The organism is Streptomyces sp. NPDC001194, assembly GCF_042896985.1.
GTDB lineage: Bacteria > Actinomycetota > Actinomycetes > Streptomycetales > Streptomycetaceae > Streptomyces.
On record NZ_JBIAXU010000003.1, the window covers coordinates 642434 to 656290 of the forward strand.

General features: G+C 74.6%; 7 protein-coding genes. 4 read left to right on the top strand and 3 right to left on the bottom strand.

The window, feature by feature from the left end; genetic code table 11:
* Nucleotides 1–553: 553 nt before the first annotated feature.
* Complete coding sequence (locus tag ACFY1T_RS11105; RefSeq protein ID WP_390787887.1) at nucleotides 554–4714, top strand: BTAD domain-containing putative transcriptional regulator; 4161 nt, start codon at nucleotides 554–556, stop codon at nucleotides 4712–4714.
* Here the strand turns inward: ACFY1T_RS11105 and ACFY1T_RS11110 are convergent.
* Both ACFY1T_RS11110 and ACFY1T_RS11115 read right to left on the bottom strand, forming a co-directional pair.
* The gene (locus ACFY1T_RS11110) at nucleotides 4701–6725 is read right to left on the bottom strand and encodes a sigma-70 family RNA polymerase sigma factor (protein ID WP_390787888.1); all 2025 of its coding nucleotides are present in this window, start codon (nucleotides 6723–6725) and stop codon (nucleotides 4701–4703) included. The two genes, ACFY1T_RS11105 and ACFY1T_RS11110, sit on opposite strands and share 14 nt — an antisense overlap.
* Nucleotides 6726–7004: 279 nt before the next feature.
* Nucleotides 7005–7775 (bottom strand): TetR/AcrR family transcriptional regulator, encoded by a 771-nt coding sequence (locus ACFY1T_RS11115; protein ID WP_390787889.1) that lies wholly within the window; start codon nucleotides 7773–7775, stop codon nucleotides 7005–7007.
* A gap of 342 nt (nucleotides 7776–8117) precedes the next feature.
* Here ACFY1T_RS11115 and ACFY1T_RS11120 point away from each other — a divergent pair, with 342 nt between their 5' ends.
* Both ACFY1T_RS11120 and ACFY1T_RS11125 read left to right on the top strand, forming a co-directional pair.
* Entirely contained in the window at nucleotides 8118–9536 is a 1419-nt protein-coding gene (locus ACFY1T_RS11120) for an NAD(P)/FAD-dependent oxidoreductase (RefSeq protein WP_390787890.1), read from the top strand.
* A gap of 113 nt (nucleotides 9537–9649) precedes the next feature.
* Nucleotides 9650–11419 (top strand): SpoIIE family protein phosphatase, encoded by a 1770-nt coding sequence (locus tag ACFY1T_RS11125; protein ID WP_390787909.1) that lies wholly within the window; start codon nucleotides 9650–9652, stop codon nucleotides 11417–11419.
* A 117-nt stretch (nucleotides 11420–11536) separates the two neighbouring features.
* Here the strand turns inward: ACFY1T_RS11125 and ACFY1T_RS11130 are convergent, their stop codons facing one another.
* Nucleotides 11537–12823, bottom strand: coding sequence for an MFS transporter (locus ACFY1T_RS11130; RefSeq protein ID WP_390787910.1), 1287 nt, complete (start codon nucleotides 12821–12823; stop codon nucleotides 11537–11539).
* Nucleotides 12824–12947: 124 nt separating this feature from the next.
* On the opposite strand from ACFY1T_RS11130, the gene ACFY1T_RS11135 reads away from it, so the two are divergent.
* On the top strand, nucleotides 12948–13484 hold the full coding sequence (locus ACFY1T_RS11135) for a MarR family winged helix-turn-helix transcriptional regulator (protein ID WP_385196916.1): 537 nt from the start codon (nucleotides 12948–12950) through the stop codon (nucleotides 13482–13484).
* The last annotated feature ends 373 nt before the right edge of the window (nucleotides 13485–13857 follow it).

A 13857-nucleotide genomic window follows, 5' to 3' on the forward strand; every position in this document is an offset into this window, starting at 1 on the left:
CGGGGGCACCGTCCCGGCACGTGCGGCGCCCCGGGAGCGCCGAGGCACTCGCTCCCGGGCGTGCAGCGCTCCGTACGCCACCGTGGTGGCACGTCCAGTCCCGCCGGGGCAGGGGATCGGGGCGGGCAGGCCCGGCTCCCGCTCACCGGCGGCCCGCCGCCCCGGCACGTGCGGCGTCGCTCGGGGGCGGAGCCCCGGGAGCAGGCTGGGGCTCCCCGTAGCCCCGCCGCTCCTGGGTCCCGCCGGGGCGCGTCCAGAGAGGTACGGGGGCCGGCCCCCGGCAGGGTCCCGGCGTCCCGGCACCGGCTGACCGGCAGCAGCCGCCCCATGCCCGCGGCGGCGTCGCGGTCGAGGCGGGGAGCCCGGGACGGTGCCCCCGGAGCCGCCCCGGCTTCGCTCGTCGGCAGTGCCGACGCAGGGGCTCCCGGACCCGTAGCGCCGGCGCGGCGGGGACTCACCGGCACCCGGGGAGGCAGGGCGTTCACCGGCACCCGGGACGCGGGCCCCGCGAAAACCGCCCGGCGCCGCGGCAGCGGCAAGGCAGAATTGCCCGGTGCGGTATCTCATCCTTGGCGTCAGCGAGGCGCGCGACGAGACCGGCGCCCCCCTCCCCATCGGCGGCGCCCGGCTGCGCGCGCTCCTCGCCGCCCTCGCGCTCCGCGCCGGCGGCCCGGCCGCCGCCAGCGTCCCCGATCTCGTCGACGACATCTGGGGCGACACCCCGCCGCAGGACGCCCCGGCCGCCCTCCAGGCCCTCGTCGCCCGGCTCCGCCGAGCCCTCGGGAGCCGGGACAGCATCCTCGCCGACCCCGTCGGCGGCTACCGCCTCGCCGTCGCCGACCGCGACGACGTCGACCTCCACCGCTTCACCCGCCTCGCCCGCGAAGGCGCCCGGCAGCTGTCCGACGACCCCGCCACCGCCGCCGGAACCCTCCGCACCGCACTCGCCCTCTGGCGCGGCCCCGCCCTCGCCGACCTCCCGGAGCCCGGCCGCACCGGCTACGCCGCCACCCCCGAAGCGCACCGCACGGCCGCCCTCCGCGCCCGCATCGACGCCGAACTCCGCAGCGGCGCCACCGACCCGGCGTCCCTCCTCCCGGAGATCGAGGCGCTGATCCGGGAGCACCCGTACGACGAACCCCTGCGCGCCCAGCAGCTCCGCGCCCTCCGCGCGGCCGGCCGCGCGGCCGCCGCCCTCGCCGCGTACGAGCGCACCCGCCGCACCCTCGCCGACGCCCTGGGCGCCAACCCCGGCCCCGAACTCGAGGCCCTCCACGCGGAACTCCTCCACCCCGCACCCCAGGCACCGACCGCCCCCGCGCCCCCCGAGCCGAAAGCACCCTCGCCGACCCCGACCGCGTACGAGGCGCCCCCGGCGACGGCGGAGGCACCCGCAGCCCCCGCATCCTGGGCGGCCCACCCGGGATTCCCGGCGCCGACCGGGCCCCCGGCTACCCCTCAGGCGGCTGGAGCGTCCGCGACCGAAGTGCACCCCGCAGCCTCCGGGGCCCGGGCGGAGCACCCGGTACAGCCGGGGGCGCCGGCCCCGACCGCGTACGAGGCGCCCCCGGCGGCCGGAGGGGAGTCCCGGCCCGCGGCGCATGCCGTGCGCATCGGGCCCGCGGCACCCGCCGCCTCCCCGCAGGCCTCCGCGCCCGAGGCGCACCCCGCAGCCCCCGGGCCCTCCCGAGAGCCGGAGGCAGCAGAGTCCCCGGCGCACCCCGCACTCCCCAAGCTCCCCGCACTCCCCAAGCTCCCCGAACTTCCCAAGTTCCCCGCCCTCCCGGCGGTGCCGAAGGCGAGCCCCCGTCCCGCGCCCCCCGCGGCACCCGCGCCCCCAGAGGCACCCGCGTTCCCCGCCTCGCCCGCGCCCCCGGCGCCCCCAGCCCCACCGGCGCCCCCGGCGCAACCCGGGCCTCCGAGCCCACCCGCGCCCCTGGCGCAGCCCGGGCCTTCCGCGCCCCCAGCCCCACCGGCGCCCCCGGCGCACCCCGGGCCCCCCGCCGCACCCGCGCCCCCGGCGCGTCCCGGATCCCCGGGGTTCCCGGCGGCTCCGACCGCGACCGTGCCCGCGGCCCGGCCCATGGCCCACAGCTCCCCGGCGTCACCCGTGAACCCCGCATCCGCACCACCCGCACCACCCGCGCGCCCCGTAGCCCCGGCGGCGCCCCCGGCCGAGCCGTCCGCCCCGCCCGCCCGGCCCTCCGGGAACCTCCGGCCCCGGCTCACCTCCTTCGTCGGGCGGGAGCCCGAGCTCGCGGGGCTGCGCGGCGATCTGGCCCGGCTGCGGCTCGTCACCCTCATCGGGCCCGGCGGCTCCGGCAAGACCCGGCTCGCCGAGCACGCGGCCGCCGCCGACCCCGAGCCCGGCTGGCTCGTCGAACTCGCCCGCCTCGACCACCCCGCCGCCGTACCCGGCGCCGTCCTCAGCGCCCTCGGCCTGCGCGAAAGCACCCTCGTCGCCCGCGAGAAGACCCCCGCCGACGACCCCACCGCCCAGCTCGTCGAGCACTGCGCGAACCGCCGCCTGCTCCTCGTCCTCGACAACTGCGAGCACGTCATCGGCGCCGCCGCCGAGCTCGCCGAACACCTCCTCATCCACTGCCCCGGCGTCCGGATCCTGGCCACCAGCCGCGAACCCCTCGGCATACCCGGTGAAACGGTCCGCCCCCTCGACCCCCTGCCCCCCGCCCCCGCGCACCGCCTCTTCGCCGACCGCGCCGCCGCCGTACGCCCCGCATTCACCCCCGCCGAAGACCCGGCGGCCGTCGCCGAGATCTGCGCCCGACTCGACGGGCTCCCGCTCGCCATCGAGCTGGCCGCGGCCCGGCTGCGGCTGCTCACCCCGCGCCAGATCGCCGACCGCCTCGACGACCGCTTCCGGCTCCTGACCAGCGGTTCCCGTACCCACCTGCCCCGCCAGCAGACCCTGCGCGCCGTCGTCGACTGGTCCTGGGACCTGCTGGAGGAGCCCGAGCGGACCGTGTTGCGCCGGCTCTCCGTCTTCGCCGGCGGCTGCGACCTCGCCGCCGCCGAAGCCGTCTGCACGGACGACACCCTGGACGTCGCCGACGTCCTCGGCTCCCTCGTCGACAAGTCCCTCGTCGTCGCCGCTCCCGACCCCGACGACGACACCGGCATGCGCTACCGCCTGCTGGAGACCATCCACGAGTACGCCGCCGAACGCGCGGCGGCCCACCCGGCCGACCGCAGCGCCACGGCCCGCCGCCACACCGCGCACTTCCTGGCCCTCGCCGAGGAGGCCGAGCCCCTGCTGCGCGGCGCCGCCCAGCTGCCCTGGATCCGGCGCATCGAGACCGAGCTCGACAACTTCCGAGCCGCCCTCCTCCACACCATCGAGACCGCCCACACCGCCGAGACCGGCCAGCGCCTCGTCCTGGCCCTCGGCTGGTTCTGGTGGCTGCGCGACTACCGCACCGAGGGCGCGGAATGGGCCGCGCGGGTCCTGGCGCCCCACCCGGCGGAGCCGCCCGAGGGCACCCCCGAGTACTGGCGCTTCATGCGCACGCGGATGCTGGGCGCCCTGCTCCAGGCCGAAGGCCACGCGCCCGAGGAGTTCCGCACCCCGCGGAACATCGCCCTCGCCGAACACCTCCAGGACGTCTTCCGCAACGGCGGCCGCGAGACCGCCCGCTTCCCCGGCATGCTCTGGCCGATGACCACCTTCCTCACCGGCGACCCCCTCGCCGTCCGCGACGGGCTCGACGAGACGGTCGACAACTGCCGCCGCCACGGCGGCGACTGGGAACTGGGCATCGCCCTCATGCTCCGCACCCACGTGGCCATCGACCTCACCGGCGGCCTCCCGTCCGTCGACGCCGACCTCGCCGAACTGCACGCGATCGCCCACCGCGTCGGCGACCGCTGGACCCGTGCCCAGGTGGCGAGCGCCGCCGGCGAGGTCGCGCTCTCCCGCGGCCGGTACGACTGGGCCCGCATCGAGTACGAGGAGTGCCTGCGCCTCGCCCGCGAGGTCGGGGCCCACACCGAGGTGCCCTTCGCCATCGCCCGGATCGCCGAGTCCGCCTTGTGCTCGGGGGACTTCGACGAGGCCGGCCGGCTGCTGGCGGAGGTCGCCGCCGAAGTCGAGCGCTACGGCGGGGTGTACGACGTCCAGGCCTACGGCGGCATGCTCGCGGCGCTCCTCGCCCTCATCCGCGGGGACCTCGGGCAGGCCCGTGCCGAGTGCGAGCTCGCCCGTACCGTCTCGGCGAGGTTCTCGGCGCCCCCGCAGCTCGCAGCCGGACTCGACAACATCGACGCCGTCCTCACCGCCCGCGTACACGGCCCGCGGGCCGGCCTCGCGAAGCTGGGGCCGGCCCTGGCCGACGCCGTCGCCGCGCACTGCGCCGAGCGGGTCCTGGCCTCGCTCTCCGACAGCGCGGCCGTCCTGCTGTCCGCGGCCGGGCGCACGGCGGAGGCCGTACGGGTACTGGCGGCGGCCACCGCCTGGCGCGCGGGCCACCCGCGTTCGGTCCCGGAACAGGCCGCCGTCGCCGGGCTCCCGGCCGACGCGCGCGCCGTACTGGGCGCCGACCGCTACACGGTGGAGGAGGCGGCGGGCGCGGAGCTCTCCCCGGCCGCGGTGGCCGCCCTCGTCGCCGAAGCAGCCGCGGCCCCCGGCACCGCAGAAGCCCCCGGCACCGCAGAAGCCCCCGGCACCCCCGAAGCCCCCCGGATCACCGGCAGCTGATCACGGCGTCGGCCCAGCTCGCCAGCGTCGGCAGACGGCCCTGCCCGGCCTGCTCCACCACCAGCCGCAGCGTCTTGTGCCCGGCCAGCGAGACGTCGACGGCGGCGGCCGGATCCCCGAACCCGAGCGCGCCGGAGCGCCACAGCCGCTGCCCGTCGCCGTACACGGAGAACCGCACCGTGCCGTCGGTGAACAGCGACAGGTCGTCCACGCCGGCCCGCGCCGAGAACGCGGTGCACTGCCGGTTCAGGGTGATCTCCACCGAGGACCGGGAGTTCACGGTGATCCCCTGCGCGAACCGCCGGTCGGCGATCCGCAGCCCCCACCGCTGCCACACCCAGCTGCTGCGCCCGGTCTGCAGCTCGGGGCCGCTGTGGTCGCCGAACGCCGCGTGCCCGATCCCCGCCAGCCGGAACCCCTGAGCCGGCTTCGGAACGGACGGCGAAGGCGAAGGGGACGGCTTGGCCGGGCTCGGGCTCGGGGTCGCGGACGGCGTCGGCGAGGGCTTCGGCGCCGGGGAGGCGGGCGGAGCCGGAGCCGGGGCCTTGGGCTTCGAGGGGGAGGGAGCGGGCGCGGACGGAGTCCCCGGCTCGGAAGGTACGGAGCCCTGCGCGGCCGGAGGCTCCGCATGCGTCGGCGCCGTCGTCCGCGGAGCCGGTACGAGCGGCACCACGGGCGCCGCCACACTGGGCGCGGGCTGCGCCGAGGGCCCCGGCTCGGGATCGTCCCCGGCCAGCGCGAACACCACCCCCGCGGCCGCGGCGACCGCGATCCCGGCGGCGATGGCGGCCTTGACCGGCAGCCCGAGCCCCTCGGAAGCCACCGCACCCCCGAGCCCGGAACCGGCGCCCCCACCAGCACCACCGGCAGCCCCGGCCCCCGCGGTCCCCCCGGCAGCACCAGCGCCGGCCCCGGCCGCCCCGGTGCCGACGGCCCCGGCTCCGGCTCCCGCTCCCGCCGTGGACCCGCCCGCGCCCGCCGCCGCGGCGGCGGCCCCGGCGCCCCCCGCGGCCGCGACCCCGCCGGCCACCACACCGGCCGCCTTCGCCGCGTACCCGGCGGCGAACCACCCGATGACCGCGACCGGCAGCAGCGCGGGAATGCCCGCGTTGACGTCCTTGAGCTCGCCGACGGCCAGCCGGCACTTCGCGCACTCCTCCAGGTGCTTGCGCAGTCCGCGCTCCGCCCGCATCCGCAGCCCGCCGCGGGCATAGGCCCCCAGCCGGTCCGCGTACCGCGCGCAGTCCCCGCCCGCACTCAGCGCCGAGCTCACGTGCGCCTGCAGATAGGCCTGCTTGAGCCCCTCCCGGGCCCGGCCGGCGAGCACCGCCGTCGCGTTGGGGCTCAGCCCGAACAGCGGGGCGATCGCACTCGGCGAGGCGTCCTCGACGGTGGTGTGCCACAGCACGGCCTGCCAGCGTTCGGGCAGGCTCCGGAACGCCTGCATCGCCAGCGACTGTTCGGCCTCGCGCATCGCCCGCACGTCCGCGCCCAGTTCGAGGGTGTCGTCGCCGGTCAGGCCGGACATGCCACCGCCGACCTCGGTCCGCGCGGCCGCCTGCTCGGCGAACACCGCGAAGTCCTCGACGAGATGCTCCCGCCGGGAGGTCTTCGCCCACGCCGCCGCGACCCGGCGCACCGTGGTCAGCAGGTACGCCCGCACCGACTGGTCCGGCCCGGCCCCGCCCCGTACCGCCTGCAGCGTCCGAGCGAACACCTCGGCGGTCAGGTCGTCGGCCGTGTGCGCGTCGCGGCAGCAGGTCCGCGCGTAGCGGCGCACGGAATCGGCGTGCCGGAGGAACAGCTCCTCGTACGCGCCGTCGTCGCCCCCGCGCATCCGGGCGATCAAATCCCCGTCGGAGGGCGGCAGGTCGGATCCGGCGTACCCCGGGGCCGCGTGCCGGCCGCGGCGCGGTTCGCGCTGCGCGGGGACCTGGCGTGCGGCCGGAGTCTCCGCCTCGACCTCGCCGCCGGCACCGCCGAACGGCTCTTCCCGACCGTCAACGCCCATCGCGGAAGCCCCCGCACGCCACACTCAACCGGTACACCGTTCAAGCGTGTCACACGGGGGGCGCGCGCCGGACCCGTCTTCCCACCATCCACTCGTCCGGGCAACATCACGTGAAACCCCGTACCGCTCCTCACTCTTTCGAGCGAGCGGCCGTTCGGGGACCGTTCGACGAACCGGTCGACGGACGGGTGATGAACCGGGCGGTGAACCGGTCGGCAGGTGAGACGGGCACGGCACGCACCTTGCGGGAGCGTCCGCGAGGACGGTGCCCCGTACGGCTCAGGCCGTCCGGGAGCGCAGTCCTTCGAGCAGGATGTCGAGCAGCCGGGACGAAGCCGCCGCCTGCTGCACCGCGTCGGGCAGAGCCGGAGCGGCCGTGGCTATCACCAGCAGCACATCGGCCACCGTGACGTCGCCGCGCAGCTCACCCGCCTCCCGGGCGCGGTCCACCAGCCGGCCGACGACCTCGAGCAGCGCACCCGCGCCCGCGTCCTCGGAGGGCTCGTCCTCGACGGGAGTCCGCGCGCCCACGACCCGCAGATCGGGAGCCCCGCCGGTCACGCCCGCCTGGCGCTGCTGCGGAACCCGCACCGGCGCCTCTTCGAGCTCGTCCTCGCCCGCCGATCCGACCCGCAGCACCTGCGGCGGCAGCAGCCGCCCGGCGCCCGAGGCCACGGAGGTGCGCAGGAAGCGCGACAGCGCCTGCCACGGCTCCTCCTCCTGGCCGAGCGCGGCCTGGGCCTGCTCGGTCAGCCGGGCGGTCTCCTCCTCGGCTATTCGGCGCACCAGGACGTCCTTGCTCGGGAAGCGCCGGTACACGGTGCCGACGCCGACGCGGGCGCGCCGCGCCACGTCCTCCATCGGAGCCCCGTAGCCGAGCTCGCCGAACACCTCGCGGGCGGCGCGCAGCACGTGCTCGAGATTGCGCTGGGCGTCGACGCGCAGCGGCGTGGAGCGACCCACGCCGTGCGTCGTGCCGCCGGCCATCAGGCGGCCGCTGCTCTCACCCGAGAGCGCGGTCGCGGAACCATGGAAATCGGAAATATGCATATGTATCCCCCGGTAATGATTTGTCTCCCCCCGGAGACACTCCCCGCCTTCGTGTCGAGGTGGGCCACGGTCATGTGGGCCCCGGTCTTACTCCTCGACGAGATACGAACATAGTTGAGCCAGAGTCAATTCAGAAGAGGCAGCCCCGGACGGACCACCGCCCGATCGGAGCATTCACCCCCACTTTTCCGATCCAAGCCCCCGGAATCACCCCTTCCGCACCACCTGACCTGCGAAACTCCACCCCCACTCAAGCCATCCGGCAGCCCCGTACCGGCACCCCCACCGGTCACACAATGTGTCAGGGCTGTGGACAAACTCCCGGCCACGTTGCGTCATGGGATGGTGAAGGCTGCTAACTCCCGGGGCACGGACCCCGGTACCCCGCCCCGTACGCGCATCCTCGTCGTCGGCGGCGGCTACGTCGGCATGTACACGGCGCTCCGGCTCCAGCGAAAGCTCAGAGCCGGCGAAGCCGAGGTCACGGTGGTCAGCGCCGAGCCCTACATGACGTACCAGCCCTTCCTCCCCGAGGCGGCTGCCGGCTCGATCTCCCCGCGCCACGTCGTCGTGCCGCTCCGCCGCGTCCTCGACAAGTGCCGCATCGTCATCGGCGAGGCCCAGCGCATCGACCACGCCAAACGGACCGCGACCGTCGCCACCCTCGCCACCGAGGACGAGGGCACCGGCCCGCTGGAGATCGAGTACGACGAACTCGTCCTCGCCCCCGGATCCGTCTCCCGCACCCTGCCCATCCCGGGACTCGCCGACTACGCCATCGGCTTCAAGACCGTGGAAGAGGCCATCGGCCTGCGCAACCACGTCATCGAACAGATGGACATCGCCTCCTCCACCCGCGACCCCGCCCTCCGCGACGCCGCCCTCACCTTCGTCTTCGTCGGCGGCGGCTACGCGGGCGTCGAGGCCCTCGGCGAACTGGAGGACATGGCCCGCGACGCGGTCCGGTACTACCACAACATCAAGCCCGAGGACATGAAGTGGGTGCTGGTCGAGGCCAGCGACCACATCCTCCCGGAGGTCGGCCCGGAACTCGGCGTCTACACGGTCCGCGAACTGCGCCGCCGCAACATCGACGTGCGCCTGGAGACCCGGCTCGAATCCTGCGAGAACCGCGTCGCCGTCCTCAGCGACGGCGCCCGCTTCCCCACCCGTACCGTCGTGTGGACCGCAGGGGTCAAACCGCACCCGGTCCTCGCCGCCTCCGACCTCCCGCGCACCGAACGCGGCCGCCTCACCTGCACCGCCTTCCTCACCGTCGAGGGCGTCGAACACGCCTGGTCCGCCGGCGACGCCGCCGCCGTCCCCGACATCACCGCCGGGGAGCCCGGCCGCGAATGCGCCCCCAACGCGCAGCACGCCGTCCGCCAGGCCAAGGTCCTCGCCGACAACCTGGTGGCCTCCCTGCGCGGCGAGCTCCTGACCGAGTACGCGCACAAGTACGCAGGCTCCGTGGCCTCCCTCGGCCTCCACAAGGGCGTGGCACTCCTCTACGGCCGCAAGCTCAAGGCCTACCCCGCCTGGCTGATGCACCGCACCTACCACCTCAGCCGGGTCCCCACCTTCAACCGGAAAATGCGCGTCCTCGCCGAATGGACCCTCTCGGGCCTCTTCAAGCGTGAGATCGTCTCCCTCGGCTCCCTCGAACACCCCAGGGCAGAATTCGAACTCGCCGCAGGACACGGCCACAAATTCCCCCCGCCCCCGCCCGCCCCCAACCCCCCGAAGGACAGTCAGGGCTGACGTTGTCAGTGCGCTCGGCCACACTGGACGTGTGACCATAGGTGGGCCCACGCCTGCACACAGTGACATTCACGGCACAGCGACCACTTGCGACACCACGAGGCTTGAACGCAGTGAACTTCACGCGCTGGAGCGCCCGTTTTCCCGGAACGCAGCGCCGCGCCGCCGCCCGGTCCGAACACGCCGCCGCCCAGGCCAAGCGGGGTGAGGGCGCCGTCCCGGCAGCCCGCGGCGCCGCCCGCCCGGCCACGCCGGACGACGGCCCCGCGGACCCCACCGTCTCCGGCACGGGGACGGGCGGCGCGGGCACCGGCCCGAGCGGCGGCGCAGGCAGCGGCGCCCTCGCCGCCGTGCCCGCCCTCGACGAGCTCTCCGTACGGGAGGTCCTCGGCCGGCTCCCGGCCCTCGTCGCCCTCGTCCACGGCCCCGAGCACCGCGTCGCCTACGTCAACGACGCCTACACCGCCGGATTCGGCCCCCGCCCCACCGGCGCGCCCGCCCACGAAACCCTCCCCGAACTCGGCGAGCTCGGCCTCCTCCCGCTCCTCGACCAGGTCCAGCGCAGCGGCAAGCCCCGTACCGCCAAGAACCGCACCGCACCCGGCGGCACCAGCTCGTACACGGTCACCTGCACCCCCGTCGAGTTCCCCAAGGCCGCCACCGAAGGCGACGCCGACCCCCGGCACACCGGCGTCCTGATCCACCTCGCCGACGTCAGCGACCACGCCGAAGCCGTCGAACGGCTGCGCGCCAGCGAGCGCCGCCAGCGCGAAGCCGCCGTCACCCTCCAGCGCTCCCTCCTGCCGCAGGAACTCGAACAGCCCGACGACCTCCGCATCGCCGCCACCTACCAGCCCGGCGGCACCGAGGCCGCGGTCGGCGGCGACTGGTACGACGTCATCACCCTCGGCGCCGGCCGCACCGCCCTCGTCATCGGCGACGTCATGGGCCGCGGCGTCCGTGCCGCGGCCGTCATGGGCCAGCTGCGCACAGCCGTCCGCGCCTACGCCCGCCTCGACCTGCCCCCGCACGAGGTGCTCCAGCTCCTCGACGGGCTCGCCGCCGAGATCGACGCCAGCCAGATCGCCACCTGCGTCTACGCCGTCCACGACCCCAACGAGGGCCTGCTCGCCTACGCCTCCGCCGGCCACCTCCCGATCCTCGTCCGCGACGAGGACGGCACCGTGCGCCGCGCGGCCGACCCCACCGGCCCGCCGCTCGGCACCGGCGGCTGGCTGCACACCTCCGGCACCATCGCCCTGGGCCCCGGATCCACCGCCGTCCTCTATACCGACGGCCTCGTCGAACGGCGCGGCGAGGACATCGACGAGGGCGTGGCCGCCCTGGAACGCGCCCTCTCCGGCGCCCAGGGCACCCCGGCGGTCATCTGCGACCGCCTGATGCGCGCCCTCGGCGTGGACGCCGACCACGACGACGACGTGGCCGTCATGGTCCTCCAGCAGCCGAGCCGCACCGGAGCCGACGCCGAGCTCTTCCACAACGCCGCCCTGGAACTCCTCGGCGGAGTCGAGGCCGCCCCGCGCGCCCGCGCCTTCGCCTCCGGGGTCCTCGCCTCCTGGCGCTTCCCGGTCGAGCTGTGCGACCTCGGCGTCCTGGCCGCCAGCGAGCTCGTCGCGAACTCCCTCCAGCACGGCACCCCGCCCATGCGGCTGCGGCTGCGCCGCACCGACCGCCGGCTGATCATCGAGGTCACCGACGGGGACGACCACCTCCCGCGCCGCCGCCGGGCCGAACCGGCAGACGAGACCGGGCGCGGCATCTCGATCGTCGCGACCATCGCCTCCTCCTGGGGCTCGCGCCGCACCCCGGGCGGCGGCAAGGCCGTCTGGTGCGAGTTCGCCCTGCCGGACAAGCAGCCGTAGACACGGAGGCGCGTACGCCCGTACGCCCGCCAGTACTCAGGTACGCAGGTACGGCGAAGGCCCCGGTCACCCGACCGGGGCCTTCGCCCTGCTGCACGCCCGAGGGCGCCCTCGCGGCTACGCGCCGACGGGCTCGCCGACCTCGGAGCCCGCCTTCGCGCCCTGCGCGACGACCCGGCTGCCCAGCAGGGACGGCTTGTCCTGCACCGGGCTCAGCTGCTTGCCGAGCCGCAGGGCCAGCCACGCGATGCCCAGCGAGACCAGGATGAACACCCCGATGTAGAGCATCGGCACACCCGCACCGAGCGGCACACCCAGCGGCCCGAGGGCCAGCGCCATCTGCTTGACCAGCGCGAACGCCGAGTTGTACTGACCGACCGAACCCTCCGGCGCCAGATCGGCCACCAGCGGGGCCAGGGTCGGCGACAGCATCGCCTCGCCGATGCCGAAGAGCGCGTACGTGGTGATGAACGCGGCGGCGGCCATCATCGCGCTGCCGTGCCCCAGCCCCGAGAACCCGGCGATGACCCACGCCACGGTCCAGATCAGGCCGACCAGCGCGATCACACGGGACCGGCGGCGCTTCTCGACCAGCTTCAGCACGACGAACTGCGCCACGACGATCGCACCGGTGTTGGCGGCCAGCGCGAAGCCGAGGGTCGACGGGGAGATGCCGGCGGCCTCGGTACCGAAGGCGGCGAGACCGGACTCGAACTGCCCGTAGCAGGCGAAGAAGATCACGAAGCCCAGCACCAGCAGCTTGACCATGGCCTTGTGCTCGAGCAGCCGCTTCCACGCACCGCCGGAACGGGACTCGTCCCGCGGCACGGCGTCCTTGATGCTCGGCGCGTGCGGCAGGCGCACGGTGAGGATGACCCCGGCCAGGACCAGGAACATCACGGCCTCGATGCCGAACAGCAGGGTGAAGCTGGCGGGCCGGCTCTCGTCGACGATCTGGCCGCCGATGAGACCCCCGATGCCCAGACCCAGGTTCTGCATGAAGAACTGGAGCGCGAAGGCACGCGTACGGGTGCTCGGCGTCGAGCACCACACGATCATCGTGGCCAGAGCGGGCTGCATGACGGCCTGCCCGGCGCCGAGCGCCAGGGCGGACAGCAGGATCGGCACGATGCCCGTGGACAGCCCGAGCGACAGCGCACCGGCCGAGGCGGCGACGGCCGCACCGATGACCACGGGGACGGGACCTCGGCGGTCGATGACCCGGCCGGTGAGGGGAAGCGCGACCAGGGCACTCACGGCGAAGGCCACGAACGCACTCGTGGCCGCCATGGAACCAAGACCCCGCACCTGCGCCACGTAGATGTAGAGGAACGGAACCGTGAAACCGATGCCGAACGCGGTCAACGCGTTGCCGGCCTGGATCCGCCGCATCGCAGCGCCCATCACCCTGGTCACTTCTCACCGCCTTTGAGAACTGAAGCCCGAAGACTTCATACCTAAACTTCGACCCTTAACTCTACACATCGAAGGAGTTAGATGCCAACGGGCTCGTGCGATACTTCGAACCATGGGTGACACCCCCGACGGCACCGCGCCCGTCCACGAGCCGAGCCTCGACGAGCAGATCGCCGTCTATCAGCGCGAGTTCCAGGACCTCGATCCGCAGGTCGAGAAGGTGGTCTCGGCACTGAGCCGGCTGAACCGCCGCATGAACGTCGCGTACGGACGCCAGACCGCCGCTCTGGGCATCAGCAACGCGGAGTGGGAGGTCCTCAAGGCCCTCGTCATCTCCGGATCCCCGTACCGGATGGGCCCGAGCGAGCTCGCGAAGCAGCTGGGCCTCACGCCGGCGGCGATGACCCACCGGATCGACCGCATGACGGCGGAGGGACTGGTGACGCGCGAGCGGGACGAGTCCAACCGGGTCCGCGTGATCGTGGAGCTCACGGACGAGGGCCGCAGCAAGTGGCTCGACGCCATGAGGGCGGCCACGGTCTTCGAGGAGGACCTCCTCCAGGACCTCTCCACGGCGGAGCGGGGAGTGCTGGGCGACATGCTCACGCGCCTCCTGGACCGCGTCGAGGACCTCCAGTCGCCGAGCTGACCAGCGCCTGAGCTCAGGGGTTGACACCGACCCCGCGGGTCCGTAAGGTTCTTCGAGTTGTCCCAGAGCCGGAAGGTTTTGGTGACGACACATCCCGCCGCCTCGTTGCGGCACCCAACTCAGCACGATCTCCCACCGGGAACGAATTCGGCATGCCCGAATTGATTTCCGAAGGCCGATTATGAATCGGCCGGGAAATCCACTAGAGTTCTGGGAGTCGGAAGGGCCCAACAGCCCGGAAGACAAACCCCGCTGACCGGGGGTCAGGCCCGAAAGGATCTGATAGAGTCGGAAACGCAAGAACGAAGAACGAAAGCCCGGAGGAAAGCCCGAGAGGGTGAGTACAAAGGAAGCGTCCGTTCCTTGAGAACTC

Bases quoted from the DNA above. Each gene is read 5' to 3' on its own strand.
- ACFY1T_RS11110 (WP_390787888.1), bottom strand. From the start codon at position 6,725: ATGGGCGTTGACGGTCGGGAAGAGCCGTTCGGCGGTGCCGGCGGCGAG.
- ACFY1T_RS11115 (WP_390787889.1), bottom strand. From the start codon at position 7,775: ATGCATATTTCCGATTTCCATGGTTCCGCGACCGCGCTCTCGGGTGAG.
- ACFY1T_RS11120 (WP_390787890.1), top strand. From the start codon at position 8,118: ATGGTGAAGGCTGCTAACTCCCGGGGCACGGACCCCGGTACCCCGCCC.
- ACFY1T_RS11130 (WP_390787910.1), bottom strand. From the start codon at position 12,823: ATGGGCGCTGCGATGCGGCGGATCCAGGCCGGCAACGCGTTGACCGCG.
- ACFY1T_RS11135 (WP_385196916.1), top strand. From the start codon at position 12,948: ATGGGTGACACCCCCGACGGCACCGCGCCCGTCCACGAGCCGAGCCTC.